Annotated in this window: 21 protein-coding genes and 1 tRNA gene; 6 read left to right on the top strand and 16 right to left on the bottom strand. The window is 37.3% G+C overall.

The features are described 5' to 3' along the window. Nucleotides 1–151: 151 nt before the first annotated feature. The 8 genes from HMPREF2731_RS15125 to HMPREF2731_RS10340 all read right to left on the bottom strand — a co-directional run bounded on the left by HMPREF2731_RS15125 (nucleotide 152) and on the right by HMPREF2731_RS10340 (nucleotide 14,313). A complete protein-coding gene (locus HMPREF2731_RS15125) occupies nucleotides 152–325 on the bottom strand; it encodes a hypothetical protein (RefSeq protein WP_002309415.1) in 174 nt (57 codons plus the stop codon). 270 nt (nucleotides 326–595) lie between these two features. Beyond that, nucleotides 596–730, bottom strand: a complete 135-nt coding sequence (locus HMPREF2731_RS15380; RefSeq protein WP_002292952.1) for a hypothetical protein — start codon at nucleotides 728–730, stop codon at nucleotides 596–598. A 501-nt stretch (nucleotides 731–1,231) separates the two neighbouring features. After that, complete coding sequence (gene pheT / locus HMPREF2731_RS10365) at nucleotides 1,232–3,652, bottom strand: phenylalanine--tRNA ligase subunit beta (protein ID WP_002309416.1); 2,421 nt, start codon at nucleotides 3,650–3,652, stop codon at nucleotides 1,232–1,234. A gap of 4 nt (nucleotides 3,653–3,656) precedes the next feature. Beyond that, nucleotides 3,657–4,700: a phenylalanine--tRNA ligase subunit alpha gene (gene pheS / locus HMPREF2731_RS10360; RefSeq protein ID WP_002292949.1), complete on the bottom strand. Its 1,044-nt coding sequence runs from the start codon at nucleotides 4,698–4,700 to the stop codon at nucleotides 3,657–3,659. 310 nt (nucleotides 4,701–5,010) lie between these two features. Then, nucleotides 5,011–5,352 carry a winged helix-turn-helix transcriptional regulator gene (locus tag HMPREF2731_RS10355; protein WP_002292948.1) on the bottom strand — a complete coding sequence of 114 codons (342 nt, stop codon included), beginning with the start codon at nucleotides 5,350–5,352 and terminating at the stop codon, nucleotides 5,011–5,013. Nucleotides 5,353–5,420: 68 nt separating this feature from the next. Next, a complete protein-coding gene (gene addA, locus HMPREF2731_RS10350; RefSeq protein WP_070872911.1) occupies nucleotides 5,421–9,143 on the bottom strand; it encodes a helicase-exonuclease AddAB subunit AddA in 3,723 nt (1,240 codons plus the stop codon). Beyond that, the gene (locus HMPREF2731_RS10345; RefSeq protein ID WP_002309421.1) at nucleotides 9,140–12,667 is read right to left on the bottom strand and encodes a PD-(D/E)XK nuclease family protein; all 3,528 of its coding nucleotides are present in this window, start codon (nucleotides 12,665–12,667) and stop codon (nucleotides 9,140–9,142) included. Before HMPREF2731_RS10345 ends, addA begins: the two co-directional genes overlap by 4 nt. A 179-nt stretch (nucleotides 12,668–12,846) precedes the next feature. Then, the gene (locus HMPREF2731_RS10340) at nucleotides 12,847–14,313 is read right to left on the bottom strand and encodes a peptide MFS transporter (protein ID WP_002309423.1); all 1,467 of its coding nucleotides are present in this window, start codon (nucleotides 14,311–14,313) and stop codon (nucleotides 12,847–12,849) included. 386 nt (nucleotides 14,314–14,699) lie between these two features. On the opposite strand from HMPREF2731_RS10340, the gene HMPREF2731_RS10335 reads away from it, so the two are divergent. Then, on the top strand, nucleotides 14,700–15,296 hold the full coding sequence (locus HMPREF2731_RS10335) for a nitroreductase family protein (RefSeq protein ID WP_002309425.1): 597 nt from the start codon (nucleotides 14,700–14,702) through the stop codon (nucleotides 15,294–15,296). A gap of 55 nt (nucleotides 15,297–15,351) precedes the next feature. Here the strand turns inward: HMPREF2731_RS10335 and HMPREF2731_RS10330 are convergent, their stop codons facing one another. Beyond that, nucleotides 15,352–15,834, bottom strand: a complete 483-nt coding sequence (locus HMPREF2731_RS10330) for a hypothetical protein (protein ID WP_002292941.1) — start codon at nucleotides 15,832–15,834, stop codon at nucleotides 15,352–15,354. A gap of 105 nt (nucleotides 15,835–15,939) precedes the next feature. Then, a complete protein-coding gene (locus HMPREF2731_RS10325) occupies nucleotides 15,940–16,137 on the bottom strand; it encodes a hypothetical protein (protein WP_002288059.1) in 198 nt (65 codons plus the stop codon). 294 nt (nucleotides 16,138–16,431) lie between these two features. On the opposite strand from HMPREF2731_RS10325, the gene HMPREF2731_RS10320 reads away from it, so the two are divergent. The 3 genes from HMPREF2731_RS10320 to HMPREF2731_RS10310 all read left to right on the top strand — a co-directional run bounded on the left by HMPREF2731_RS10320 (nucleotide 16,432) and on the right by HMPREF2731_RS10310 (nucleotide 17,796). Then, nucleotides 16,432–17,190, top strand: coding sequence for a C39 family peptidase (locus HMPREF2731_RS10320; protein WP_070872909.1), 759 nt, complete (start codon nucleotides 16,432–16,434; stop codon nucleotides 17,188–17,190). Nucleotides 17,191–17,249: 59 nt separating this feature from the next. Then, nucleotides 17,250–17,678: a hypothetical protein gene (locus tag HMPREF2731_RS10315; protein ID WP_002292939.1), complete on the top strand. Its 429-nt coding sequence runs from the start codon at nucleotides 17,250–17,252 to the stop codon at nucleotides 17,676–17,678. A gap of 45 nt (nucleotides 17,679–17,723) precedes the next feature. Further along, nucleotides 17,724–17,796: transfer RNA gene (locus HMPREF2731_RS10310), tRNA-Gln, on the top strand. Nucleotides 17,797–17,943: 147 nt separating this feature from the next. Here the strand turns inward: HMPREF2731_RS10310 and HMPREF2731_RS10305 are convergent. Continuing rightward, entirely contained in the window at nucleotides 17,944–18,315 is a 372-nt protein-coding gene (locus tag HMPREF2731_RS10305; RefSeq protein ID WP_002292938.1) for a YxeA family protein, read from the bottom strand. Between the two features lie 215 nt (nucleotides 18,316–18,530). Here HMPREF2731_RS10305 and HMPREF2731_RS10300 point away from each other — a divergent pair, with 215 nt between their 5' ends. After that, the gene (locus HMPREF2731_RS10300; RefSeq protein WP_070872907.1) at nucleotides 18,531–18,719 is read left to right on the top strand and encodes a hypothetical protein; all 189 of its coding nucleotides are present in this window, start codon (nucleotides 18,531–18,533) and stop codon (nucleotides 18,717–18,719) included. A gap of 154 nt (nucleotides 18,720–18,873) precedes the next feature. On the opposite strand, the gene HMPREF2731_RS10295 is transcribed toward HMPREF2731_RS10300, so the two are convergent. Together HMPREF2731_RS10295 and HMPREF2731_RS10290 are read right to left on the bottom strand one after the other, a co-directional pair. Further along, nucleotides 18,874–19,062, bottom strand: a complete 189-nt coding sequence (locus HMPREF2731_RS10295) for a hypothetical protein (protein WP_002288067.1) — start codon at nucleotides 19,060–19,062, stop codon at nucleotides 18,874–18,876. Between the two features lie 23 nt (nucleotides 19,063–19,085). Further along, a complete protein-coding gene (locus HMPREF2731_RS10290) occupies nucleotides 19,086–19,349 on the bottom strand; it encodes a hypothetical protein (RefSeq protein WP_002292935.1) in 264 nt (87 codons plus the stop codon). Nucleotides 19,350–19,506: 157 nt separating this feature from the next. On the opposite strand from HMPREF2731_RS10290, the gene HMPREF2731_RS10285 reads away from it, so the two are divergent. Then, entirely contained in the window at nucleotides 19,507–19,764 is a 258-nt protein-coding gene (locus HMPREF2731_RS10285) for a glucose uptake protein (RefSeq protein WP_070872906.1), read from the top strand. A 69-nt stretch (nucleotides 19,765–19,833) separates the two neighbouring features. On the opposite strand, the gene HMPREF2731_RS10280 is transcribed toward HMPREF2731_RS10285, so the two are convergent. From HMPREF2731_RS10280 to HMPREF2731_RS10270, 3 genes are all read right to left on the bottom strand, one after another. Then, nucleotides 19,834–20,025 (bottom strand): hypothetical protein, encoded by a 192-nt coding sequence (locus HMPREF2731_RS10280; protein WP_002292933.1) that lies wholly within the window; start codon nucleotides 20,023–20,025, stop codon nucleotides 19,834–19,836. Between the two features lie 142 nt (nucleotides 20,026–20,167). Further along, a complete protein-coding gene (locus tag HMPREF2731_RS10275; RefSeq protein ID WP_002292931.1) occupies nucleotides 20,168–20,488 on the bottom strand; it encodes a hypothetical protein in 321 nt (106 codons plus the stop codon). A gap of 22 nt (nucleotides 20,489–20,510) precedes the next feature. Then, nucleotides 20,511–20,945, bottom strand: a complete 435-nt coding sequence (locus HMPREF2731_RS10270; RefSeq protein WP_070872904.1) for a universal stress protein — start codon at nucleotides 20,943–20,945, stop codon at nucleotides 20,511–20,513. Between the last annotated feature and the right edge of the window lie 253 nt (nucleotides 20,946–21,198).

The raw sequence follows: 21,198 nt of genomic DNA, 5'->3' as shown, positions 1-21,198 counted from the left end.
CCATCTTAGTGACATCATTACCAAACTCAAAAAACCGAACAATAGTTGAGTAGCTGCTTACTTGCATGCGTACGCTCTCTATCGTTCGGTTTTTTGATGTTCAAAATCAGAATCAGAGACTTTCACTTTAGTTGAAATAATTGGCCAGTTCTTAGTCCGTGACGACTTGTTTGTCGATCACTTGAGTGGTTTCTTCAAGAAGTGTCGTATACTGCTTTTCACAGTTGATCAGTTTTTTCAATGCATCTTCGTATTCATTGATCGGCTGAGTGGCGACCACAGCTTCAGTGACATTCCCTTTTTCAAGTGCGGATATTTTGTTCAACTGTCGTCAAAGAAGGGCCAAAAGCTGTGTCCCCCTCATTTTTATTGGTAGTTTTTTATAGATTTTCTACTATTTCTTTTCTTACTAAATAGTTCCTTTATTCTCCATATTTAATGAAGTGTTTAAGATATTTATATAAGGTAAACAAAGAATATACTATCGCTATTACAATTACTGGAATGATTAAAAATCTAGTTTGAATATCAAAAAACATTAAAATATAAACGATTAGTAAAAAGCCTCCTACAAAAAAAGCAATAGATGAAGCTCCTAATGCACCTTTTTTTGAACTTCAATCGGTTTATCTTTAAAAGTATTCCCAGCAACTATTCCATACCATTTGCCTCTTCTAAGTTGAATACCAACGATTATTAATAAAAGACCAAGAACAACTAACATGAACACCACTACCACCTCCTTTAATCTCTGAAGTAGCCATGTGCAAAACGTCTGAAATTCAATTAATGATACACTAAGAAAAAATGGTTGGGATTACCACCTCGGTCATTTTTCCATATTCAGCAGATTAAATGTCATGATTTCTTATCCAATAAACCTCTTATTAGTATATAGCCAAAACTGTTCTTTGAAAATTAGCGATAAAAATAATGATTTTCCTGTTCATTTAAAATCTAATTACTTGTGTAATAAAACTCTCCCTTTTCAATTTCATCTTCTCTTTTTTATCATACTTACATAGCAGTGTTATTGATAGTCTTTCACTGTGAATACGACGGCTCGATACCTACCTATTTTTCTGATTTTAGAAATTTATGGAATCTACCTGAAAAATAAAAAAGAGCAGAACCGAAGATGGATCTGCTCAAGTATCTACTCTATATAAAGTGTTTTTAAAAAAACATTTTCAAAAGCATGGACGACTGATAACTATTTTGCTTCTAACTTTTAACGAATACTTGCTCCAAGCGTTTCTGTCAAAGCTTTTGTTACCTTATCCATTGCTTTATTGATTTCTTCATCTGTCAATGTTGCTTCAGGATTGACGAATGTCAGGCTATAAGCCATGGATTTATGTCCTTTTTCGATGTTTTCTCCTTGATAGACATCAAATAATTGGATATCTGTTAAAAATCTTCCGGCAGCAGAATCGATAACTTCTGTTAATTCCTGATTTGTCACAGTTTCTTTTACAAGCAAAGCGATATCCCGGCTGACTGCTGGGAATTTTGTCACTGCTTCAAAAACGATTCCTTTTTGAGCAGCTTCCACTACAGCAGATAAATCAAACTCAGCTACATATGTTTCTGGAATATCATAACTTTTGGCAATTGTCGGATGCACTTGACCGACAAAACCGATAAATTGTTCGCCAAGGTAAATCGCAGCAGTTCTTCCAGGATGCATTTCTTTTATTTCTGTCACTGTTTGATAATGGATATCTTCATGGATACCTAGTTGTTCAAATAAGTTTTCTAAAAGACCTTTGATGGTGAAAAAGTCTACGTTTTGTGCTTTCGTCTGCCAATCTTTTTCTTCCCAAACACCAGAAATAGCGATTGCTGCATGTTTTACTTCTTGTGGCAGATGTGCGCGCGGATCATTTTCTTGGAAGAATACCCGACCGATTTCATATAAAGCAATCTCTGTATTTTTTCGAGCAGTGTTATAACTGATATCATCTAATAGTCCGCTGATCAAATTCATTCGTAATACAGAACGTTCTTCGCTCATTGGCCAGTCCAAACGTGTAATATTACTTTCTTTTATAACAAACTGTCTTGATTTTTCTTCTGTTGTCAATGCATAACTGATTGCTTCGCTCAATCCGCTTCCTTCAAAGATTGTACGAATTTTACGAGTAGTTTCTTGTTCTTTTGACAAGCTTCCAGCAACCGTTTCTCCACTTGGAAGTGTAGATGGCAACTGGTCGTATCCATAAATACGAGCAACTTCTTCGATAATGTCTGCTTCGATTTGGATATCCCAGCGTCTTGGTGGTACGACTACGGAATAAACATGATCCTTTTCTTCATAGCCAAATCCAAGTGCTTCAAAAATCTCATTTACTTCTTTAACGACAAGAGATGTTCCTAAATATTGATTGATGCGTTCAAGTGAAATCTTCACTGATACGTCTTCTGCTTTAATCTCTGAACCTTTGACCGCGCCTTGTAGAACTTCCCCACCTGCAAGAGAAACGATCATTGCTGCAGCAACCTCACTGGCTTCTCCAACAGTTGCATGGTTGATCCCTTTTTCAAAGCGTGCAGAAGATTCGCTACGCAAATTAAATTGTTTTGCTGTACGACGGATCGAAATTGGATCAAACAAAGCAGATTCCAGTGCCACTGTTGTTGTTTCATTCGTGATCTCTGAATCTAATCCACCCATGACACCAGCTAAAGCAACTGGTTCTTTGCCATTAGTGATGACAAGATTGTCAGTTGTCAATTTCCGAGATTCTCCATCTAACGTGACTAATGTCTCATTTTCTTTTGCATGTCGGACAAGGATCTCGTTTGATTTCAATTTGTCGTAGTCAAATGCATGTAGTGGTTGTCCGAATAAAAGCAAAATATAGTTCGTCACATCTACTACATTGTTGATTGGGCGGATGCCTTCATTCATCAAAAGATTTTGCAGCCATTGAGGACTTGGTTGGATTCTTACTCCTTCAATGATGCGGATTTGATAGGCAGGAACGACTTCTTTATCTTCAACTGTCACTTGGATCTTATCGCTAGCAAGTTGTGATGATTCTACTAATTTCTCGTCATCGAATGTAGGCGTCTGACGATAGATTGCTCCAACTTCATAAGCTACGCCACGCATTGACAATGCATCTGCACGATTTGGTGTGATAGACAATTCAATGATCGAATCATCCATATCTAAATAAGAAAAAACTGGATCGCCATTTACAGCTTCTTGTGGCATATAATAGATACCTTCAGCGTATTCTTTCGGTATAACACTGTCTGAATAGCCAATTTCTTGTAACGAGCAAATCATGCCATTTGATACTTGACCACGCATTTTCCCTTTTTTGATCTTCACATTTCCAGCAATCCGTGAGTTAGGAAGCGCAACAATCACTTTGATTCCGACCTTCACATTAGGCGCTCCACAAACGATTTGAGACAGTTCGTCTTCGCCAATATCGACTTGACAAATAGAAAGGTGATCGGAATCTGGATGTGGTACACATTCCTTGACTTCACCGACAACGATTTTTTTCAAGCCTTCTTCTGGAACCGTGATTCCCTCGACTTCGATTCCTGTTACAGACATTTTATCCGCTAATTCTTTTGGTGTTACATTCGATAAATCCAAATAACGATTAAGCCATTTATATGAAACTAACATCTTCTTACTCCCCCTTGAACTGACTTAAGAAACGTAAGTCATTTTGATAGAAATTACGGATATCATTCACTCCATACCGCAACATAGCTACGCGGTCTGGTCCAAGGCCGAAAGCAAAGCCTGAATATTCTTCTGGATCGATTCCTGACATCTTCAACACATTCGGGTGCACCATGCCAGCTCCTAAAATCTCGATCCATCCAGTGTATTTACATACGTTACAACCGGCACCACCACATTTGAAACAACTGACATCTACTTCTACTGATGGCTCCGTAAATGGGAAATAACTTGGACGCAAACGGATTTCACGATCTTCCCCAAACATTTTTTTCATTACGACTTCTAATGTTCCTTTAAGATCGCCCATCGTGATGTTTTTATCAACAACTAGCCCTTCAATTTGATGGAACTGATGGCTGTGGGTCGCATCATCTGTATCTCTGCGGAAAACTTTTCCAGGCGAGATCATTCGTAGAGCACCCTTAGAGAAATCATGCTTTTCCATTGTCCGTGCTTGGACTGGTGAAGTATGTGTCCGAATCAATATCTCGTCTGAAATATAGAAAGTATCTTGCATGTCCCTTGCCGGATGGTCTTTTGGCAGGTTCATCCGTTCGAAATTGTAATGGTCAGACTCTACTTCGTAACCTTCCACGATCTGATACCCCATACCTACAAAAATATCTTCAATTTCTTCCATGATTTGTGTCACGATATGACGTGTACCATGCTTTACTTTTCTACCAGGCAATGTCACGTCTACTGTTTCTTTTGCCAAAGCCGCATTTAACGCTTCTTCTTCTAACACTTGTTTTTTTCGCTCTATTTCTTCTGTCAAAAGGTCTCGGATCTCATTTGCGAAACTTCCGACTTTTGGACGTTCTTCTGGACTTAGATCTTTCATCCCACGCAATACTTCTGTGATCGGTCCTTTTTTTCCTAACGTTTCAACACGTATTTGATTTAATTCTTTTAAATCTTGTGCCGCCGTGATTTTGACGATTGTTTCTTCTTTCAAGCTCTCTAATTGTGCTTGTAAAGACATGTGCTTGTTCCTCCTTTAAATTCCAAATACAAAACAAAAAGACCTCATTCCTGTTAAGGAACGAGGTCTTCGCGTTACCATCCTAATTTGCGATAAATAAACTTACATCGCACTCTTACTTCGTTAACGACAGTTGCCGGTCTGATAATGATCAGACGAACTCGGAAAGTGAACTTCATTTTTCAAACACAGGACCTGTTTTCAGTCTGTGACAGATCTCCCTGAACTGGTTTAGCCAAACTACTCTTTTTCGTCATCGTTCTTTTACTTATTCGTATGGACTATAGTTTACAAGATTTTTTTTACAAAATCAACCGCATTCTTCCTCTGTGACCCATTTTTCGCTCCAAACTTGTATTTGACGCATTGCTTTTTGCAAGTCTGCTCCTTTTTCAGTCAAGAGATATTCTGAACGGCTTTTTTCACTACAGGCAATGTTTCGAGTGACTATTCCTTCTTTTTCCAATTCCTTCAAGCGTTCGACCAATACCCGATCACTAACCATCGGGATTTTTGCCGCAAGCTCGACAAAGCGTTGCGGACCATTTTCGAGTAGTACATCGATAATCAATCCGTTCCATTTTTTTCCTAAAATAGAGAACGTTTTTTCAAATTTAGGACACAAAACGAATTCTGTCTGTGTTAGCTCCATCATACTCACCTCTTCCCAGAGTATAGCATAATCCTTACAAAATATAAGTCAAGTTTGCTCAATTATAATTATTTATTAATGTTTATGATTCGTTTCACTCGAAGTAAAATTAGGAAAACATTTTCTACAGGTTTATTCAGTGCTTCTGTCATTGCTTGTTGGTAAAGTCTTAGCTGTCCCTGATATTTTTGGACGATCGCGTCTATTTCTGCTGGATCATCCGGATGTAAAATGAAATCTGTTTTAAAATCATAGATATGGAGATGATCTTTTTCTTCTAAGTATCCATCGACGATTCCGTGGATCAATAGCTCATCTTCCTGATTTGGATAGTCTTGAAATACTTCATCAGCAGAAAGCAGCATGGAAAAAGGTTGTTCCCGTTTTACGTTTTCTTTGTTGGCAATCAACTGTTGCCCAAGTTCTGTTTGAAAGAACCATATAATAGAAGAAACATCTACTTTTTTTGCGACCTTTTCGTCTATTAAACGTTTCTTTACTAATTCCTGCAACTTTTGATTGATGCTCTCTGTAGTTGGCATCTCTAATGGCAGCAATTGCAATAAAGCATGGGTAGCTGTTCCAACAGCAGCTGCCGACACTTGCCGATCTTTTTGTAAAAATTTTGGTTCTGCTAGTTGTTCTTGCGTATAACGGAATTGACGAGATGCTGCCTTTGTCTGACTACTTTCCAGAGTCAAGCGTGATTCTTGTGTATCATCTGGATCTTCGAATAATCGTTTGATCTCAGATACAGATTGATAACTTGTGGTTTGCGAAGAAGCCTGATAAGAATATTCATAGGCTAGACGTTTTTGTAACGAATCTGCTAATACAGTTTCCTTTTCTTTCACCTGCTGATCTAAGTTAACCAGTTCTTTTTCAGCAAGCAACTGTCTTTGTTCAATGATTGATTGCTGATTCATCCATGAAATGGAAAACTGTGCATTTGAATATTGAAGGAGAGAAGTCGAAACTTCTTCCTCTAAGTATTTCTGCATTTCAGGATGACGGATCAATCCGTAACCAATCCAATTCATCAAGCTGCTTCTGCCCTTCAAACGTAGCTCAGGATCAAAAACCAACTCCTCATGATCAGCTGCTTCAGACCATGTTTGGATCATTTGCTCTTTATTTTTATAGGAACCGACAATGAAAAGCTTTTGTTCTGCCCGAGTCAATCCTACATACAATTTACGCATTTCTTCCGATAACAATTTGTTTTGCTTTGCCAATTTGATGGCTTGAAATGGTAACGTATCATACAGTACCCGTGTTTCAGGATCCATATAGCGAATACCTGCTCCAAGTTTTTCTTCAAAAGCATACCGATTGCGTAAGTCTTGTAAGTTGAATTCTTTCGTCATATCTAACAAAAATACAACTGGAAATTCCAAGCCTTTACTTGCGTGGATCGTCATTACGCGAACAGCATTATCTTCTATTGAAATGACTGGTTCTGCTAAGTCTTTGTCTTTTTCTTGCATTTTTTCAATGAAACGCACGAACTGATATAATCCTCTGAAAGAACTTTGCTCGTATGCTTTGGCACGATCGACCAATGCATAGAGATTGGCTTGTCTCTGTGCCCCTGCTGGCAGACCGACCACATACTCTAGATATCCCGTCTCATAATAGATATCCCATAGCAAGTCAGTGATCGAAGAACGGCGAGCAAGTTCTCGCCAATGATCTAGTTGTTTGCCAAAATGTTCCAGCTTAACCGCTAATTCATCTTCGTTTGATGCTTGATAAGCAAGCACAGCATCATAGTAAGTATGTGCACGGTCGGCTAATCGGATACTTGCTAATTCTGGTTCAATCAAACCCACGACTGGCGAACGCAATACAGCTGCAAGCGGAATATCTTGATAGGGATTGTCAATTAATTGTAGCAACGAGATCATCGTGCGAATTTCTGTCGCTTGAAAATAATTTTGAGCATCATTCATCTCCAAAGGAATATCCAATGTTTTGAAAATCTCTAAAATTGTTAAGTTGTTCTTTTTTGTAGGTGTCAAGAGAACAATGTCTCTGTATTCTATCGGACGATCTTTCTTTGATTTTTTATCATAAATCATAAAGGAAGAATCAATCAATTGACGAATCTTCAGTCCTGTCATAAAAAGTTCGCCTTCTGTTTTGTCCTCCAGTATATCGTCAGTGGGAATCTCGATCTCTGATTCTTCCTGTTCTTTTTCATAGATCATGATTTCTGGCTCAAACTGTTCATTCTCTGGAAAGTCTGAAAATCCCTGTATCAGTTTGGCTGCTTCGTCATAATTGATTTGACCAACTGCTGGATCCATTAGTTGTTCAAAAATAAGATTCGTAAAAGAAAGGACTTCTTTTCTAGAGCGGAAGTTCTCAGCCAAAACGATCCGACGTCCGCCTTCTTTCTTTGAAAAATTCTCGTATTTCCCGATAAATAAACTAGGATCTGCTAAACGGAAAGAATAAATGGATTGTTTGACATCCCCAACCATGAACATATTTCCTTTTGTATCATCAGGTTCTCTTAGCCAGTATAAAATGGCTTCTTGTAATTGGTTCACGTCTTGATATTCATCTACCATTACTTCTTTGAATTTTTTTCGATAATGTTTTGAAGCTTCACTTGGCAGCCATGCATCTTTCGTTTTTTCTGTGAGAATCTGCAACGCTAGATGTTCCAGATCATTGAAGTCCAATACGCCTTTTTCCCGTTTACGCATACTGAAACCGTCCATAAAGCTTTGCGTGACTTTTGTCATTTCTTCGACTAACGGTAGTGCTTTTTCCGTTAATTCTTCCATTTGGCTTGGTGAAACAGGAAAGTAACTTTTACTTATCTGCTGAATCAATTTTTTTGCTTTATCCCTCATGCCCTTGACTTCATTGGATATTTCTTTCAATTCTGCTTTACGACTGCTCTTAAAAGTTGAAAAAGTCAGTTGTTCCAAACTAGCATAAGCATCTTCTAACCGATCTTGCGAGAAAGCTTCATAGATATTTTTGATCTGCTGTTGTTCTCCAGCTACTTGCTCATGCATTTTTTCTAATCCTTCACCTTGTGCTAACTGAGTCATCTGTTCATATAATTGTACACATTGGTATACATCTGCCAAAACTAAAGGACGGATTTGTTCTTGATATAATCGAGATTTCGCTAGCCCCTCAGTCAAACGATAATTAGCGCTTAACTGTTCTAGCCATTTTTTGGGGTCAGGGTTGGCACGGGCAAACTCATAAAGCGAAAATACCAGATTCGTCAAGCCGTCATCTGAACGATCATTAGAAAAATTCATTGTTAATTGGAAAAATCGTTCATCATTTTCTGCATAAAGTGCTTCTCTCAGCTCGTCCCACACATCCTCCTTCATCAAGATCGTTTCTGTTTCATCTGTTAACATGCGAAAGACCGGATCAATATCAATTAAGTAATAATAACGTCGAATAACTGTTAGACAAAAAGCATGTAAGGTTGAGATATTCGCTGTGGGCAATAAAACTAACTGCTTAGTAAAATGCTGTCTTCGTACAGGGTCGCTTTCGCTGTTGACCGCTTCTTGTAATGCCTCTTGAATTCTTTCTTTCATTTCTCTTGCAGCTGCTTCAGTAAATGTCACAATCAGTAATTCATCGATATCAAAACCCATTTTTAATTTTTCAATCACTCTTCGAACAAGCACTGTAGTTTTACCTGATCCGGCAGACGCAGAGACTAACAAATTATCTCCTTGATCGAAAATCGCCTGCCACTGATCATCTGTAAATCGTTCGTTTTGCGGTTTTAAAGGAATTTGATTCACTCTTCTTCACTCCTTTTCAATATTCTGCGCAGTGCTTCTTCCTTATCTATTTTCTCCAGACGGTGGTAATTATTTTCTTTCAGCATCACATCAAACGTACAGATGCTTCTGAATGGACAAAATTCACAGGCAATTCGCTGTTTATCTTTATAAGCTGGGTTCAGTTTGATTTCTCCGGAAGTGATTGCATCTCCAGCTAACCGCATATTTTCCCGATTATGCGCCATGAACAGTTGCAGTTCTTCTTCCGTGAAAAATTTATCTTTGCTGAAACTACCTTTTTGGTATTCATCTTTCGCATTTTTTTTCACTGGATAGATCAGTGATTGTTCTTTTGCTTCCAGTGAATGATCTAGTACTTCTAAAAGAGCGGGATCATCGACAAAAACGCCATCATAACTAAATTTTTTCAATGTATTCTTCTCTACATCATCGGTCTCCGTCAATACAGGATTATGAACATGTAAATAATATGATCCTGCTGGTTTAACAGCCGCCTTTCCAGTCAAACGTACCGCATCCATCAATGCTACGTCCAGATACGTCAATAATTGCATAGCCATGCCATAATAAGCTTCTGTGACATCGAATGAACGTCCACTAGATTTGTAATCAATAACGCTTAACCAAGTATCTTCTTGTTCAGAAGCTACATCGATCCGATCGATTTTTCCTCGAACGTGGAGTTTTCCACCATTACTCAACGGTAATTCCAGACCTGTGATACCTTTTGCTCCAGCAATCTGACCAAATAAAATCTCCGTCTGAAGAGGATGCATGCCCGTATTTTTGCTCTGTTTTTGCAAAGCCCATGCTACTTTTTGGATCGTCTGTCCTAACTGATAGCGGATATAGTTCATTCTTGCGGAACTATCCAATATCTCAAACCGAAGTTCTCCGAACACTTCTTGCAGCACTTTTTCAGTAAAGTCTTTACGCTGCGCATCGGTCATATTCACTAAGGATAATTGGTTTGAAAACAGTAGCTTGAAGAAACGATCCAATGATTCATGATAAAAATCACCTGTTGCTGCTGGAGTCAAACCATAAACAGTTCGTTCTTTCAATTTCAACCCAAATTGCATGAAGTATTTGTATTCACAATTATAAAAATTCTCCATACGTGAAATCGAAGTATAAATTTCTTTTCCATAAAGCTCTTCCGCCATTTTTTCTGGCATCGAAACAGGCACATTCAAATGTTCCTGACTTTCAAAGATTTGTAAAGCAAAATTGCGCCATGAGGAATTCAGTACTAATTCTTTGAGCTTTTGCCAATGTTTTGGTACAGGTTTCTTTTCATCTAAAGCTAATCGATAAATCCTATTGACTGTATTGATTCCGCTTCTGTAAGTTCCTACATAACAATCAGGATCGCTTTCGATTGTCAAATGCTCTTTTCTCTCGACGGGAACTGATAAATATTCTGTGATTCTGCGCAAATAAGGAGACATCTTCAGTGAACCATCTGTGTCATAGCTTTGTGCATAGCTAAGATATAATCGATCCGTTCCGGAAAGAAAAACAAGGTAGGCTTGGAAAGGCTCAAAAGAGATACTTTCTTTTGATGGGTCGAATAAAAACTGTCCATCTGGCAAAGCTTGATTTAATACTTCTCGTTCTTCACTGGACAACAATCCTTTTGTTTCTTTACGGTCTGGAAACACTTGATCATTCAAACCTAATGCAAAAGTGACGGCAGCTTGATTCGGTCGAACTAATTCCAAACGGTTGATTCGCACTTGGTCGATTGCGGTAGGGATTTTACCATAACTTAGATTTTCGAGACCACTCGTAATGATTTCTTGGAACAGAGACCAGTCAAAAGCCGATTCACCATAAATGACTACATATTCATCCAGCAGATCAATCAGCGCTCCCCATGTCTGCTCATGGTTTCTTGCCGCTTCTAAGTTTCCTCTGTCTACTTCCTGATTACGCCAAAACAATAATTGTTGCTGTACACCACTTTGAATCAAAAATTGATAAAAAACATTTGCGGCCGCTTGACCTGTTTTACTTTTCTTTATTTTTTTAAAAAATGCAGGTACAGATTTCTGAAATAATCGTCTAATCGTATTTGACTGTTCTTCCAGATACTGTACGTCTTCAATCTGTTCTGCTTCAAAATCATACGCCACAAACTGCCAGTCTTTTTCACGCGTCCAGTAAGTGCCTTGATAATTATAAGCAAGTGCAACATTTTCTGTGATGTCCAATTTTTTCCTGAATTCATCTCGTTCTTGTTTCCATTCATCCAGTTCGGTTTCTGTTTCCATCGATAGGAACAATTCCGTCTTGAAAAAACGCATAATATCACTTAGTCGATAAGAATATCGGTCAAGAGCGAACAGACTGTTGACCCATTCAATCAGCGGATGATTTTCCATCATTTGTTCTTCATCGATATAAAAAGGAATCGCCATTTCTTGAAAGATTGGTCGAAGAATATTTCCATATAAGGACATATTTTTTGTCAGTACTTGGATATCACGATAACGGTAGTTTTCTTCACTGACTAGCCGTCTGATTTCAACAGCTAGCTGTCGGACTTCCTCAGTTGGATTTTCAGCTTCCCACAAATGGAGAGCCTCTTGTTCCCCTAATTTGCGGACGGTTGCTTTCTTTTGGCTGGAAGTCTCTTCCCACATCGTTTGCAGCAACTGAAGCTCTGTCGGACGATTCTGCTCTGGCGCAAAACGATCTACTAATATAGGAACTTTCCGTTCTCTCGCACTTTGAAAAAGACGGAAATAAAGCTTTCCAGTCTCATGAAAGAGCGTAAGTACTTCTGGAAGATCCGCTGTATAAGGACGATCCAACAATAAATCGACAACTAATTGCCCCTTTTCCATCATTGCCTGCAGTAATTGATACTCTTGCCCATTGATTCGGGAAAAACCGCTGACGATAAATTGGACGTTGGTGAAATCTTGTGTCTGCATATAATTTGCTAGTATAGCCAGTGCATCTTCATTTGATAGTGCACGTTCGGTCAATTCGCTGTCATAAGCTGAAAAAATCAGCTTCAAGTCTTTCATTTTAAGTTGCTGGTCTTCTGCATTCGGTGAATCACCAAATAAAAGCATCAAGTCTTCCGGTTGAATATTCCCTGTGCGCAACTCACTATAGAGTTCTTGCAATTGGCGAATAAATCCTCTTTTATTGATTTCTCCGCGAAAGATCGTTAATTCTTCCTCATGTTTTTCTAAAATCTGTCGCAAGATCATCGCAGATCCGGATTCTGATAATTCATTTCCTGTAAGAAGGGTTGTCTGTTGCAGCAAATACCAAGCCAGACGGTAAAAACTGAATACTTGAACATTTGTTGTGCTGAAAGCTTTTTTCCCGCTTCTTCTTCGCATCTCCGCTAAAATTTCTTGTTCCTGTTCGAATTTGCTGTAATTGGGAACAAGGAAAAATACTTGGTTGCTTGCATCTTGGTCGAGCCAAGCTGATGCTTCGTCAATCAAGACTTGACGGTGATCTTTTTTCCCGTTTCCAAGAATAAATTGTAAAGACATGCTTTTCCTCCTTCAACACATGATACGGTGCTTCTTTATTATATCAAAAAATACTGAACATTTGTTCTATATTCTTCAAATTATATACTTTTTGGTTCTGATATTTCTATCTTTTTTGAGTATACGCAAAAAGACAGGAATCGCTACAAATAAGCAATTCCTGTCTTTTCATGAGTTGATTAATGGATAGATCCCATTAGTTTTTTGATTGGTTCTTTCACAGTAAATAGCAAGATACCACCGACGATTGCTACTGCACCGATAATACCGAAGTAGGCAGATTCTGTTCCTGGTGTGTAGAAGCGTGCAATTTGTGCATTGATTGCTTGTGAAGAAGCATCAGCTAAGAACCAAATAGCGATTGTTTGTGATTCAAATGCTCGTGGTGCTAATTTCGTTGTCACAGACAAACCAACTGGTGAAAGACACAATTCAGCAATAACCACGATGAAGAAACTTCCCAACAACCACAATGGACTTACTTTTCCACTTGTTCCGTAAAGCATACCTGGCAACATCAATAGTAAGTATGATAATCCTGCAAACAAAAGACCAAGAGAGAATTTCACTACTGTAGATGGTTGGCGTTTGCCAAGTTTTGTCCACATTGTTACGAATACCGGCGTCAAAATAAAGATGAAAATCGGATTCAATGATTGATACCAGCTTGCTTGGATCGTCACACCAAATAGTGTAGATTGCGTACGTTCACTAGCAAATAAAGCTAAGATAGATGAACCTTGTTCTTGTAATGACCAGAAAATGATTGCTGCAAGGAATAATGGGATATACGCCCATACTCTTGGTTTTTCTTCAGCAGTTACATCTTTTGAAGTCAACATTTTGATAAAGTAATACAACGGTAAGATAATCCCTAATACACTGATTGTATTGACAAAAAAGTCGATTGTCAAATGACCAGTTAATTGTGCGCCACCGAATACTGCAACGATAACAACAAGTGCGATGATCAAGTTACGGATGAATCCTTTACGTTCTTCAGTTGTCAAAGGATTCGGTGGTGTTGTACCCACTCCGTCTAATGTCTTGCGCCCTTGGATGATGTATTGTAATAATCCAAAGAACATCCCAATAGCAGCTAAAGAGAACCCTAAATGGTAGTTATATTCTTGACCGATTGTCCCAACGATTAGTGGTGCTAATAACGCCCCTAAGTTGACACCCATGTAAAAAATCGAAAATCCTGCATCTCTTCGCAAATCAGTCTTTGAATAAAGATGTCCGACCATGCCAGAAACGTTCGGTTTCAAAAAGGCGGTTCCAATAATGATCAATGCCATTGAAACAAATAATGTACTTACACCAAATGGTAAAGCCAAGACGATGTGTCCAAGCATAATGAAGACTCCACCAAAGAATACAGTGCGTTTTGCTCCTAACACTCGGTCAGATACCCATCCGCCGACGATACTAGACATGTAGATCAGAGATCCGTATATCGACATGATAGCTAATGCTGTTGCTCGTGGTAATCCAAGTCCCCCGTTGGCAACTGTATCGTACATATAATAGATAAGTAATGCACGCATACCATAATAACTAAATCGTTCCCACATCTCAGTGAAGAACAAAGTTGACAATCCCTTCGGCTGCCCGAAGAAGCCCTTGTCTTGCTGTTTTTCCATAATCTATACCCCAATTCTTTAAATTTTCAGAAAATATTATACATCTTTACCGAAAAATTTAACTAAAAAACTTATTTAAGAAATATAAACTAATTTTCTATAAAAACAAGTAATTTTTAATGGCAATATCATAAAAAAAAGAAGATAGAGATTTAATAATTATATATCAGACGTTTTTTTCAAATAAGCAAAAATTCCTCAAACACAACAATGAAAGCGATAACCAAGGAAATCCTTTTCTAACGATTTCCCTTATCAAAATTGTTTTTTGAACTTCGCTTATTTTTTGTGAGCATATCTATTTACTTACTTTTTGTAAGATGATATACTTCATTTCGTAATCAATTAAAAAAATGCAAAACGCAAATCAAAGGAGAAATTTTAATATGACAACTTTTACTGACACTTTAAAAAACCGCCGTTCAATCTATCATCTAGGACGTAACGTTTCACTTTCTAATGAAGAATTGACAGCTTTGATCAAAGAAGCAATTAAAGAAAGCCCAACTGCTTTCAATGCTCAATCAACACGCGCAGTTATTCTTTTCGGAGATGCACATGAAAAACTTTGGGAAATCACTGAAGAAGCACTTCGCCCATTGACTCCAGCAGAAGCTTTTCCAAATACACAAAACAAATTAGCTGGTTTCAAAAATGGTTATGGTACAGTATTATTCTTCAAAGATACTGACGTGGTAAAAGGTCTACAAGAACAATTTGAATTATATGCAGACAACTTCCCAGATTGGTCAGAACAATCAAACGGAATCGCAACAGCGAACACTTGGGTAGCATTAGTTGATAAAGGATTGGGCGCAAACTTGCAACATTACAACCCAGTTATTGACGAAGCAGTTGCAAAAGAATGGAATATCCCTTCAAACTGGAAACTACGTTCACAATTAGTATTCGGTTCACCAGAAACACCAGCTGGGGAAAAAGAATATATGAACGATGCAGATCGCTTCCGTGTATTCGGATAATTTTACTTGAAAAAAACAGAGGTTGTGACAAACATCTTGTCGTAACCTCTGTTTTTTATTCTGGATCGATCATAATATCAATCTCCGCCTCATCGTTCAAGCGTTGGGACAAAAATGGAACTAATTCTTCTAATGATGCAGAAAATTTCAGCATTGGTCCCCGCCATCCGTTTCGGAAAAAATTCATTTTTACAATTTTAGAACCTTTTGGTTGGTACAACACGATTTTATTGATTTCAGAAAAAGGAACACCTTTTTTATCAAAGCTATTCAAGACAAGCCCTTCTTCTGTAATTCCTCGACTGTCCAACAAAAAACTAATAAAAATCATCGCTGACAAAATCCCTTTTGCCAATTCATCTGCTGTAGGCTGACTGATGAGTGTGTACCAAACGACTAGTACTACTAAGAATGGTATGACCAAGTAAACCCATCGATTCCGAACAGTCCGATAAATAATTTCTTTTCGAACCAGCCAAAGAAATAAGAACATAACAACAACGAATAAAAACAATAGAACCGTAAAAAATGTTACCATGACAACTCGCCTCGCTTTTTCTTCTCCTGAAAACAGGAAAAGAATACTGATTTACCTTCTCAAAGAAATTGGACTTGCAGCACGCCGCACGTCCAATTATTTTCTTTATTCAAATGTATCATATTTTGCAACAACCATGCTTGCTTTTTCATCTAATAACTCTTGATCCTCTGCAGCACATTGGGCAACTTTGACCACGGCACAGTTTGTCATTTTTGATACAACTTCACCAATGACCGTTTTTGTAAAGCCAATTGGTTTGCATGCATATTGTTCTCCTAAATTAATCATTTCTTCCGTCATCAAAATCCTCCTAAACTGCTGGAACTTTTCTCCATATTACAACTGCTATTTTTTGGAGATTTAATTATTTGATTTTTTGTTTACAGTCAAAAATCAACCTTACAGGCATTATAGCGTACTGTTTTCGTTTTCACAATTAAAACAGCTGTTGTATCTAGAAGAATTTGTTCTAGAATAATAAATAATATTCCTCAAAAACTGATTATTTCTTACATATTTAAATAAAATACTTCCCTTCCCAATAAAAATACACTTATAATAGGAAAGATAAACAGCTGAAAAGGGAGATTTCCAATGAAGAAAAAAACATTTAAAAAACTATTGTTTCTAGGAGGTACAGCTACTCTTTTATTAAGCGGTACAAGTTATTACCTACATATCCATTCTCCAGAACATACAATGAATATTACACAAAAAAGTTCAACACAAAAAACGAAAAAGACAAAAGAGAAAGCAGAAGTTTTGCTAGATGTTCCATTAGAGAGCCAGTTTGACTCTCCTTCTCTAGAAAATGGCTGCGAGGTCACTTCGCTTTCCATGCTTTTATCTTTTTATGGTTATGAAACGACTAAAAACCAGTTAGCTGAACAATTGGATTACGTCCTTGTTTTCAATGCAGACGGGACTCACGGCGATCCTAATGAAGGATTTGTTGGAGATATCAGTGGCGGAGACTGGGCTATGGGCGTCTATGTCCCTCCTGTTGCCTCTCTTGCTCAACAAATCGTCCAAACGGATTATCATACTTTTCCAAAAACAGACGCTCAACTAGATGATATCAAAAAAGCTCTATCTAAAGGAAATCCTGTATGGACTTCCGTGACTATCAATTTTGAAGTCCCTGATGAAACTGATTTTATGACTTGGACAACAAACAACGGAGAAGTAAGAGTCACTCCACTTGTTCATGCTTGTGTAGTCACTGGATACGACAAAGAAAATATTTACGTCAACGACCCCTATGGCGTAAAAAATCGAGCAGTACCGATCAATGATTTTTCGGCCATTTTCACTGCAATGGGTGGACAAATGCTAACTTTGGAGAAAAGCTAGTAATTAAAGTAAAAATCCCTTATACTCTAGATACCGAACCTTTGAAGGGAGCACAGATAATGGAAAAATTCACTCATAAAAAAATGGATCCAAATGAAATTCCGATTATTTTTGTCCGTGACCGCAAAGGAAATGTTCAAGGTAAAGTTTCTATTAATGAGTGGAACGAACGGTGCAGACCTGCTACCCTCAATGAACTAGAAATCAAACTGTATCGTCAAGCTCTTGTCTATTATGGAGACCAAGAGTATGGAAAAGCAATCGATTTATTAAAATTTCTGATCGCTCGAACGGAGTACACCCATTTTGAATATATCGAACGTTTAGCAAACATTTACCATATCATGAATGAACCTGTCAAAGAATATCACTTGCTTGACTCCGTCTTGTCAGTAGCAGAGCGGATTGCCCTTCCTGCTGGATTGGAAAAGAAACTGGTGCGCCGCCTTTTACGAGTAAAACAACAACTATCTGATCAAGAAAAATAACTTGCGTTTTTTTAGAAAAGTGCTATGATTATTTTGTTGAATAAATGGGATGTAGCCAAACTGGTAAGGCACTTGACTCTGAATCAAGCAATTGTAGGTTCGAACCCTGCCATCCCAATTTGATGGACTTGTTGATAAAAAATGAACCCCTGAAAAAAGATTAATCTTTTTTCAGGGGTTTTTGGAATATTTTTATTATTTATTATATAGTTTACATAATTTTATTATAATTAACAATTAAATCTGTAGCACTCATACAGTAAATTTAGCCAATAATTGCTAATGCTTTTTCCGGAACTTTTTCTCTAGGAACTTCTTCATACGTTTCTATGTGCGCTCCTTTATTGCTGATTTTCAAATAATGATTTTCTTTTAACACAGAAAGTCCATTAAATTCAATTGTACGCTCTTCCCCATCGACATTAGCAGCTTTTTGAACATACCTTGCCGTTCCATGTTCATTTACTTCCTCTGGTTTTTGTGTTTTTACATAGACCTCACCTTTTTCAACTAATGGATTTAGTTGATCAAGTATACCAGGGATTTCCCCGTAACTTCCTTCAGTATAGTATTTCAGTCCAAATAGCAAAATACCACTAATCGCCGCCAATCCTATCAAATATTTAATCACTTTCATCTTTCTACCTCCTTGTTATATATTCAGTATATGGGGCAATTAGAAAAATTCCATCCGACCTAAGTTGGAGATTTTTCTCCTACTTTAGAAGCGAGAAACAAGTGTTTTTTTAGTAAAAATGATCGTTATTTGATATTATGGAGGTGTGGATAATGTAGTTTTTCTCACTTTATCCATGTTAAAAAATCAAGTTGATGGCAAAGGATGTGTTCAAAATGAATCAAGAAGAATTATTTCAAAAAGTCAAGGAAATGATAAAAGGCGGCAACTTCGACGGCGCAAAACGATTTACCGAAGAACATAAAGAACAACTAGGTCCTTACAAAGAGAAAGCACAAAATCTTCTAAAAGACGTAAATATCGACAGTGTGAAAGACAAATTCAAAAATCTATTTAATAAGTAGGAATTTTCATTTCTGGAACACCGGGAATCAGAAGTTGTGAAAGAGACGTTCAGCCTTATTGCCGATAGGCTGTCTCTTGAACACCGTTTGTCCAGAAGAAGGGACTGTGACACGATTTTTGTCACAGTCCCTTCTTCTTTCTGAATCATCCTTACTAAAATAAGCGTGTTGGATCATAATGATAAGTCACATTGCCGTTCAGCGATGCTTTTCCTACCACATATTTACGATTCTCCAATTTCAGCCATGCTTCTCGAAAAGCCATCAATTCTTCTCTTTTTACATCAATTTTTTCGATTTTTCCATCAATCAAATCTTGGATAAGTTGTTCATATGGATTCATTTTTTTCCTCCATTTGCTGTTAATCAATAAGTTGTAAAAATAGGTTCATATGCCTTTTTAGTATCCAGATCTTCTCTGACTTTGACTGTCGTATAAATGATTTTTTCTACTGGGATACTATAATAACTACCTTCACCGTTATTGAATCGGTGAACGTCTTTCTTTGCTAAAATACCATTGATTTTATTCGTCAGTACACGTTGTTCGACACTATTGCTTACAACATAGTAAATCACCCGAATATTATTGATTAAATGCAAATCGATTTCTAACACTACATGATCCATGAAAATTCCACTCCTTCTTTCACTTTGATTATAGCAATTTTCCCCTATAAATTCAAAAACAATACATATTTTACTGGATAAATCCATAGAACTGCTTGCGCCTTCACGCACAAAGTGTTATTTTGTATCTTGGACTTTATTTATTGGAGGCAATAGTATGATTGCGATCGGTCAGTTCGTTTTTTATATTCCTTTTTTTATTATGCTAAGCATTCTTTTCTATTACATAAAATGGACGAAAAAGAAGTTTTCAGTTTTACTGGCCTCTTTACCTGCCGTATATTTTACTTATCAGATTTTTTCTTTTAGACATTGGGGAACAACATCTGTATTAGTGATACACATCATCGAATTGACGCTTGCAGTAGTTTTTCTAATCATTTGGATTTATTTTTTATATAAAAATCAGAATTGAATCCTAGCAGTTTCAAAAGAAAACGATTAAAGATCAGCAGAGATTTGCTGTATCTTTAATCGTTTTTTTCTATTCTGTGATACCAAAAAAATGTTTGAATCGGTGAAGAAGCGTTCCTTGTTTTAATTCTACAAATTCTTGTGCAATCGGATATTTTTCTTCCAAATTTTCTTTGTTCTTTTCAATCAGACTTTTTGCTTCTTCATATTTTTTATCTGCACATAATACTTTTACTTCCTGTAAAACTTTTCCTGCTTCCATTTACCTCACCCTCTTGCCTTTTTTATGGCTTTAAGTTTGATTTAAGCTATACGCATTATTCTATATTCATCCCAAATAACCTTTTTTCATTTTTTACTCCTCGAACCAGTCAGTTTTCTAAAGACTGATTGGTTCGTCTTTTTTATTTTTCATCCATTTTATGCTGCTCTTCTGCTAATTTGTCTAATGCTTTGAGGGATGTGACGGTTTTCGCATAATCATAGCTGTATAATTCTGTAAATTTATCAGGCAGAACAAACCACGCTGGATGGTAGCCGTTCGCAGTGATTGGGAATCCTTTGTCTTGTTGATTATCTCCATCCCACCTTACAGCAACACCTTTTTTTCCTTTCCACTTTATTAAAGCAATCGAGTATCCTTTTTTTGTTTGTGTGCCGTCTTCAATAATTGCTAAAATTTCTATTTTTTCTTTTGGTGCACGAACTTCTTGAGGGCGAACCATTTTCTATTCCTCCCTTATCTAATTACTTCACAACCAATACACTGCAAGGGGCATGTGAAACGACATAAGAAGCGGTCGATCCTACTAGTGCTTGTTGTATCGCTCCTTTTCCTGTCGCTCCCATAACAATCAAATCAATATTTTCTTGTCCAGGGATGACATTGGCAAGCAAATTTCTTGGATCTCCAGTTTCAACTATTGCATGGATCTCAGCAATACCGAACTCTTTGGCATCATTGATTTTTTTCAGCATGGCTACTTCTGTTCTTTGTTTTTCATCTGCATAGATTTTTGAAAAGGCATAGGCACTATGGGTCAGCTCAACTTTGTTGATGATTGACACGATAAATAAGTGGGCTTCATTGTCCTTTGCTAAGTCAAGGGCTTCAGCGAACGCTTTGATCGATTGTCTTGATCCGTCAACTGCTACCATGATGTTCTGGTATCTCTTACTCATTGGAACCGCCTCCTTTTTCTTTTATTGTAACATCTCAAGCAAAAATACAAAAAATATACGCAATGTGTAAATAAAATGATGATTAATAGCAATTTTTTTCAAGTTATTTATACATTTCTGTTCTCATCAGAACTCTTGTTCTAAACCTATTATTTCTGCATTATGTGAATTTCCTCATCATTTTTCACATGAGATGAACATCATTCTGTTACAAAAAACGTGGATTTGTCATAAATTGTCATGCTTCTTTTAC

This window comes from Enterococcus sp. HMSC072F02 (genome assembly GCF_001837725.1).
Lineage (GTDB): Bacteria > Bacillota > Bacilli > Lactobacillales > Enterococcaceae > Enterococcus_B > Enterococcus_B lactis.
Note: the sequence above shows the minus strand (reverse complement) of the source record. Positions and strands in the feature narration are given on the sequence as shown.

Excerpts from the sequence above, each read along its gene's own strand:
- pheT (WP_002309416.1), bottom strand. The coding sequence starts at position 3,652 with ATGTTAGTTTCATATAAATGGCTTAATCGTTATTTGGATTTATCGAAT.
- pheS (WP_002292949.1), bottom strand. The coding sequence starts at position 4,700 with ATGTCTTTACAAGCACAATTAGAGAGCTTGAAAGAAGAAACAATCGTC.
- HMPREF2731_RS10355 (WP_002292948.1), bottom strand. The coding sequence starts at position 5,352 with ATGGAGCTAACACAGACAGAATTCGTTTTGTGTCCTAAATTTGAAAAA.
- HMPREF2731_RS10345 (WP_002309421.1), bottom strand. The coding sequence starts at position 12,667 with ATGTCTTTACAATTTATTCTTGGAAACGGGAAAAAAGATCACCGTCAA.
- HMPREF2731_RS10340 (WP_002309423.1), bottom strand. The coding sequence starts at position 14,313 with ATGGAAAAACAGCAAGACAAGGGCTTCTTCGGGCAGCCGAAGGGATTG.
- HMPREF2731_RS10335 (WP_002309425.1), top strand. The coding sequence starts at position 14,700 with ATGACAACTTTTACTGACACTTTAAAAAACCGCCGTTCAATCTATCAT.
- HMPREF2731_RS10330 (WP_002292941.1), bottom strand. The coding sequence starts at position 15,834 with ATGGTAACATTTTTTACGGTTCTATTGTTTTTATTCGTTGTTGTTATG.
- HMPREF2731_RS10325 (WP_002288059.1), bottom strand. The coding sequence starts at position 16,137 with ATGACGGAAGAAATGATTAATTTAGGAGAACAATATGCATGCAAACCA.
- HMPREF2731_RS10320 (WP_070872909.1), top strand. The coding sequence starts at position 16,432 with ATGAAGAAAAAAACATTTAAAAAACTATTGTTTCTAGGAGGTACAGCT.
- HMPREF2731_RS10315 (WP_002292939.1), top strand. The coding sequence starts at position 17,250 with ATGGAAAAATTCACTCATAAAAAAATGGATCCAAATGAAATTCCGATT.
- HMPREF2731_RS10305 (WP_002292938.1), bottom strand. The coding sequence starts at position 18,315 with ATGAAAGTGATTAAATATTTGATAGGATTGGCGGCGATTAGTGGTATT.
- HMPREF2731_RS10300 (WP_070872907.1), top strand. The coding sequence starts at position 18,531 with ATGAATCAAGAAGAATTATTTCAAAAAGTCAAGGAAATGATAAAAGGC.
- HMPREF2731_RS10295 (WP_002288067.1), bottom strand. The coding sequence starts at position 19,062 with ATGAATCCATATGAACAACTTATCCAAGATTTGATTGATGGAAAAATC.
- HMPREF2731_RS10290 (WP_002292935.1), bottom strand. The coding sequence starts at position 19,349 with ATGGATCATGTAGTGTTAGAAATCGATTTGCATTTAATCAATAATATT.
- HMPREF2731_RS10285 (WP_070872906.1), top strand. The coding sequence starts at position 19,507 with ATGATTGCGATCGGTCAGTTCGTTTTTTATATTCCTTTTTTTATTATG.
- HMPREF2731_RS10280 (WP_002292933.1), bottom strand. The coding sequence starts at position 20,025 with ATGGAAGCAGGAAAAGTTTTACAGGAAGTAAAAGTATTATGTGCAGAT.
- HMPREF2731_RS10275 (WP_002292931.1), bottom strand. The coding sequence starts at position 20,488 with ATGGTTCGCCCTCAAGAAGTTCGTGCACCAAAAGAAAAAATAGAAATT.
- HMPREF2731_RS10270 (WP_070872904.1), bottom strand. The coding sequence starts at position 20,945 with ATGAGTAAGAGATACCAGAACATCATGGTAGCAGTTGACGGATCAAGA.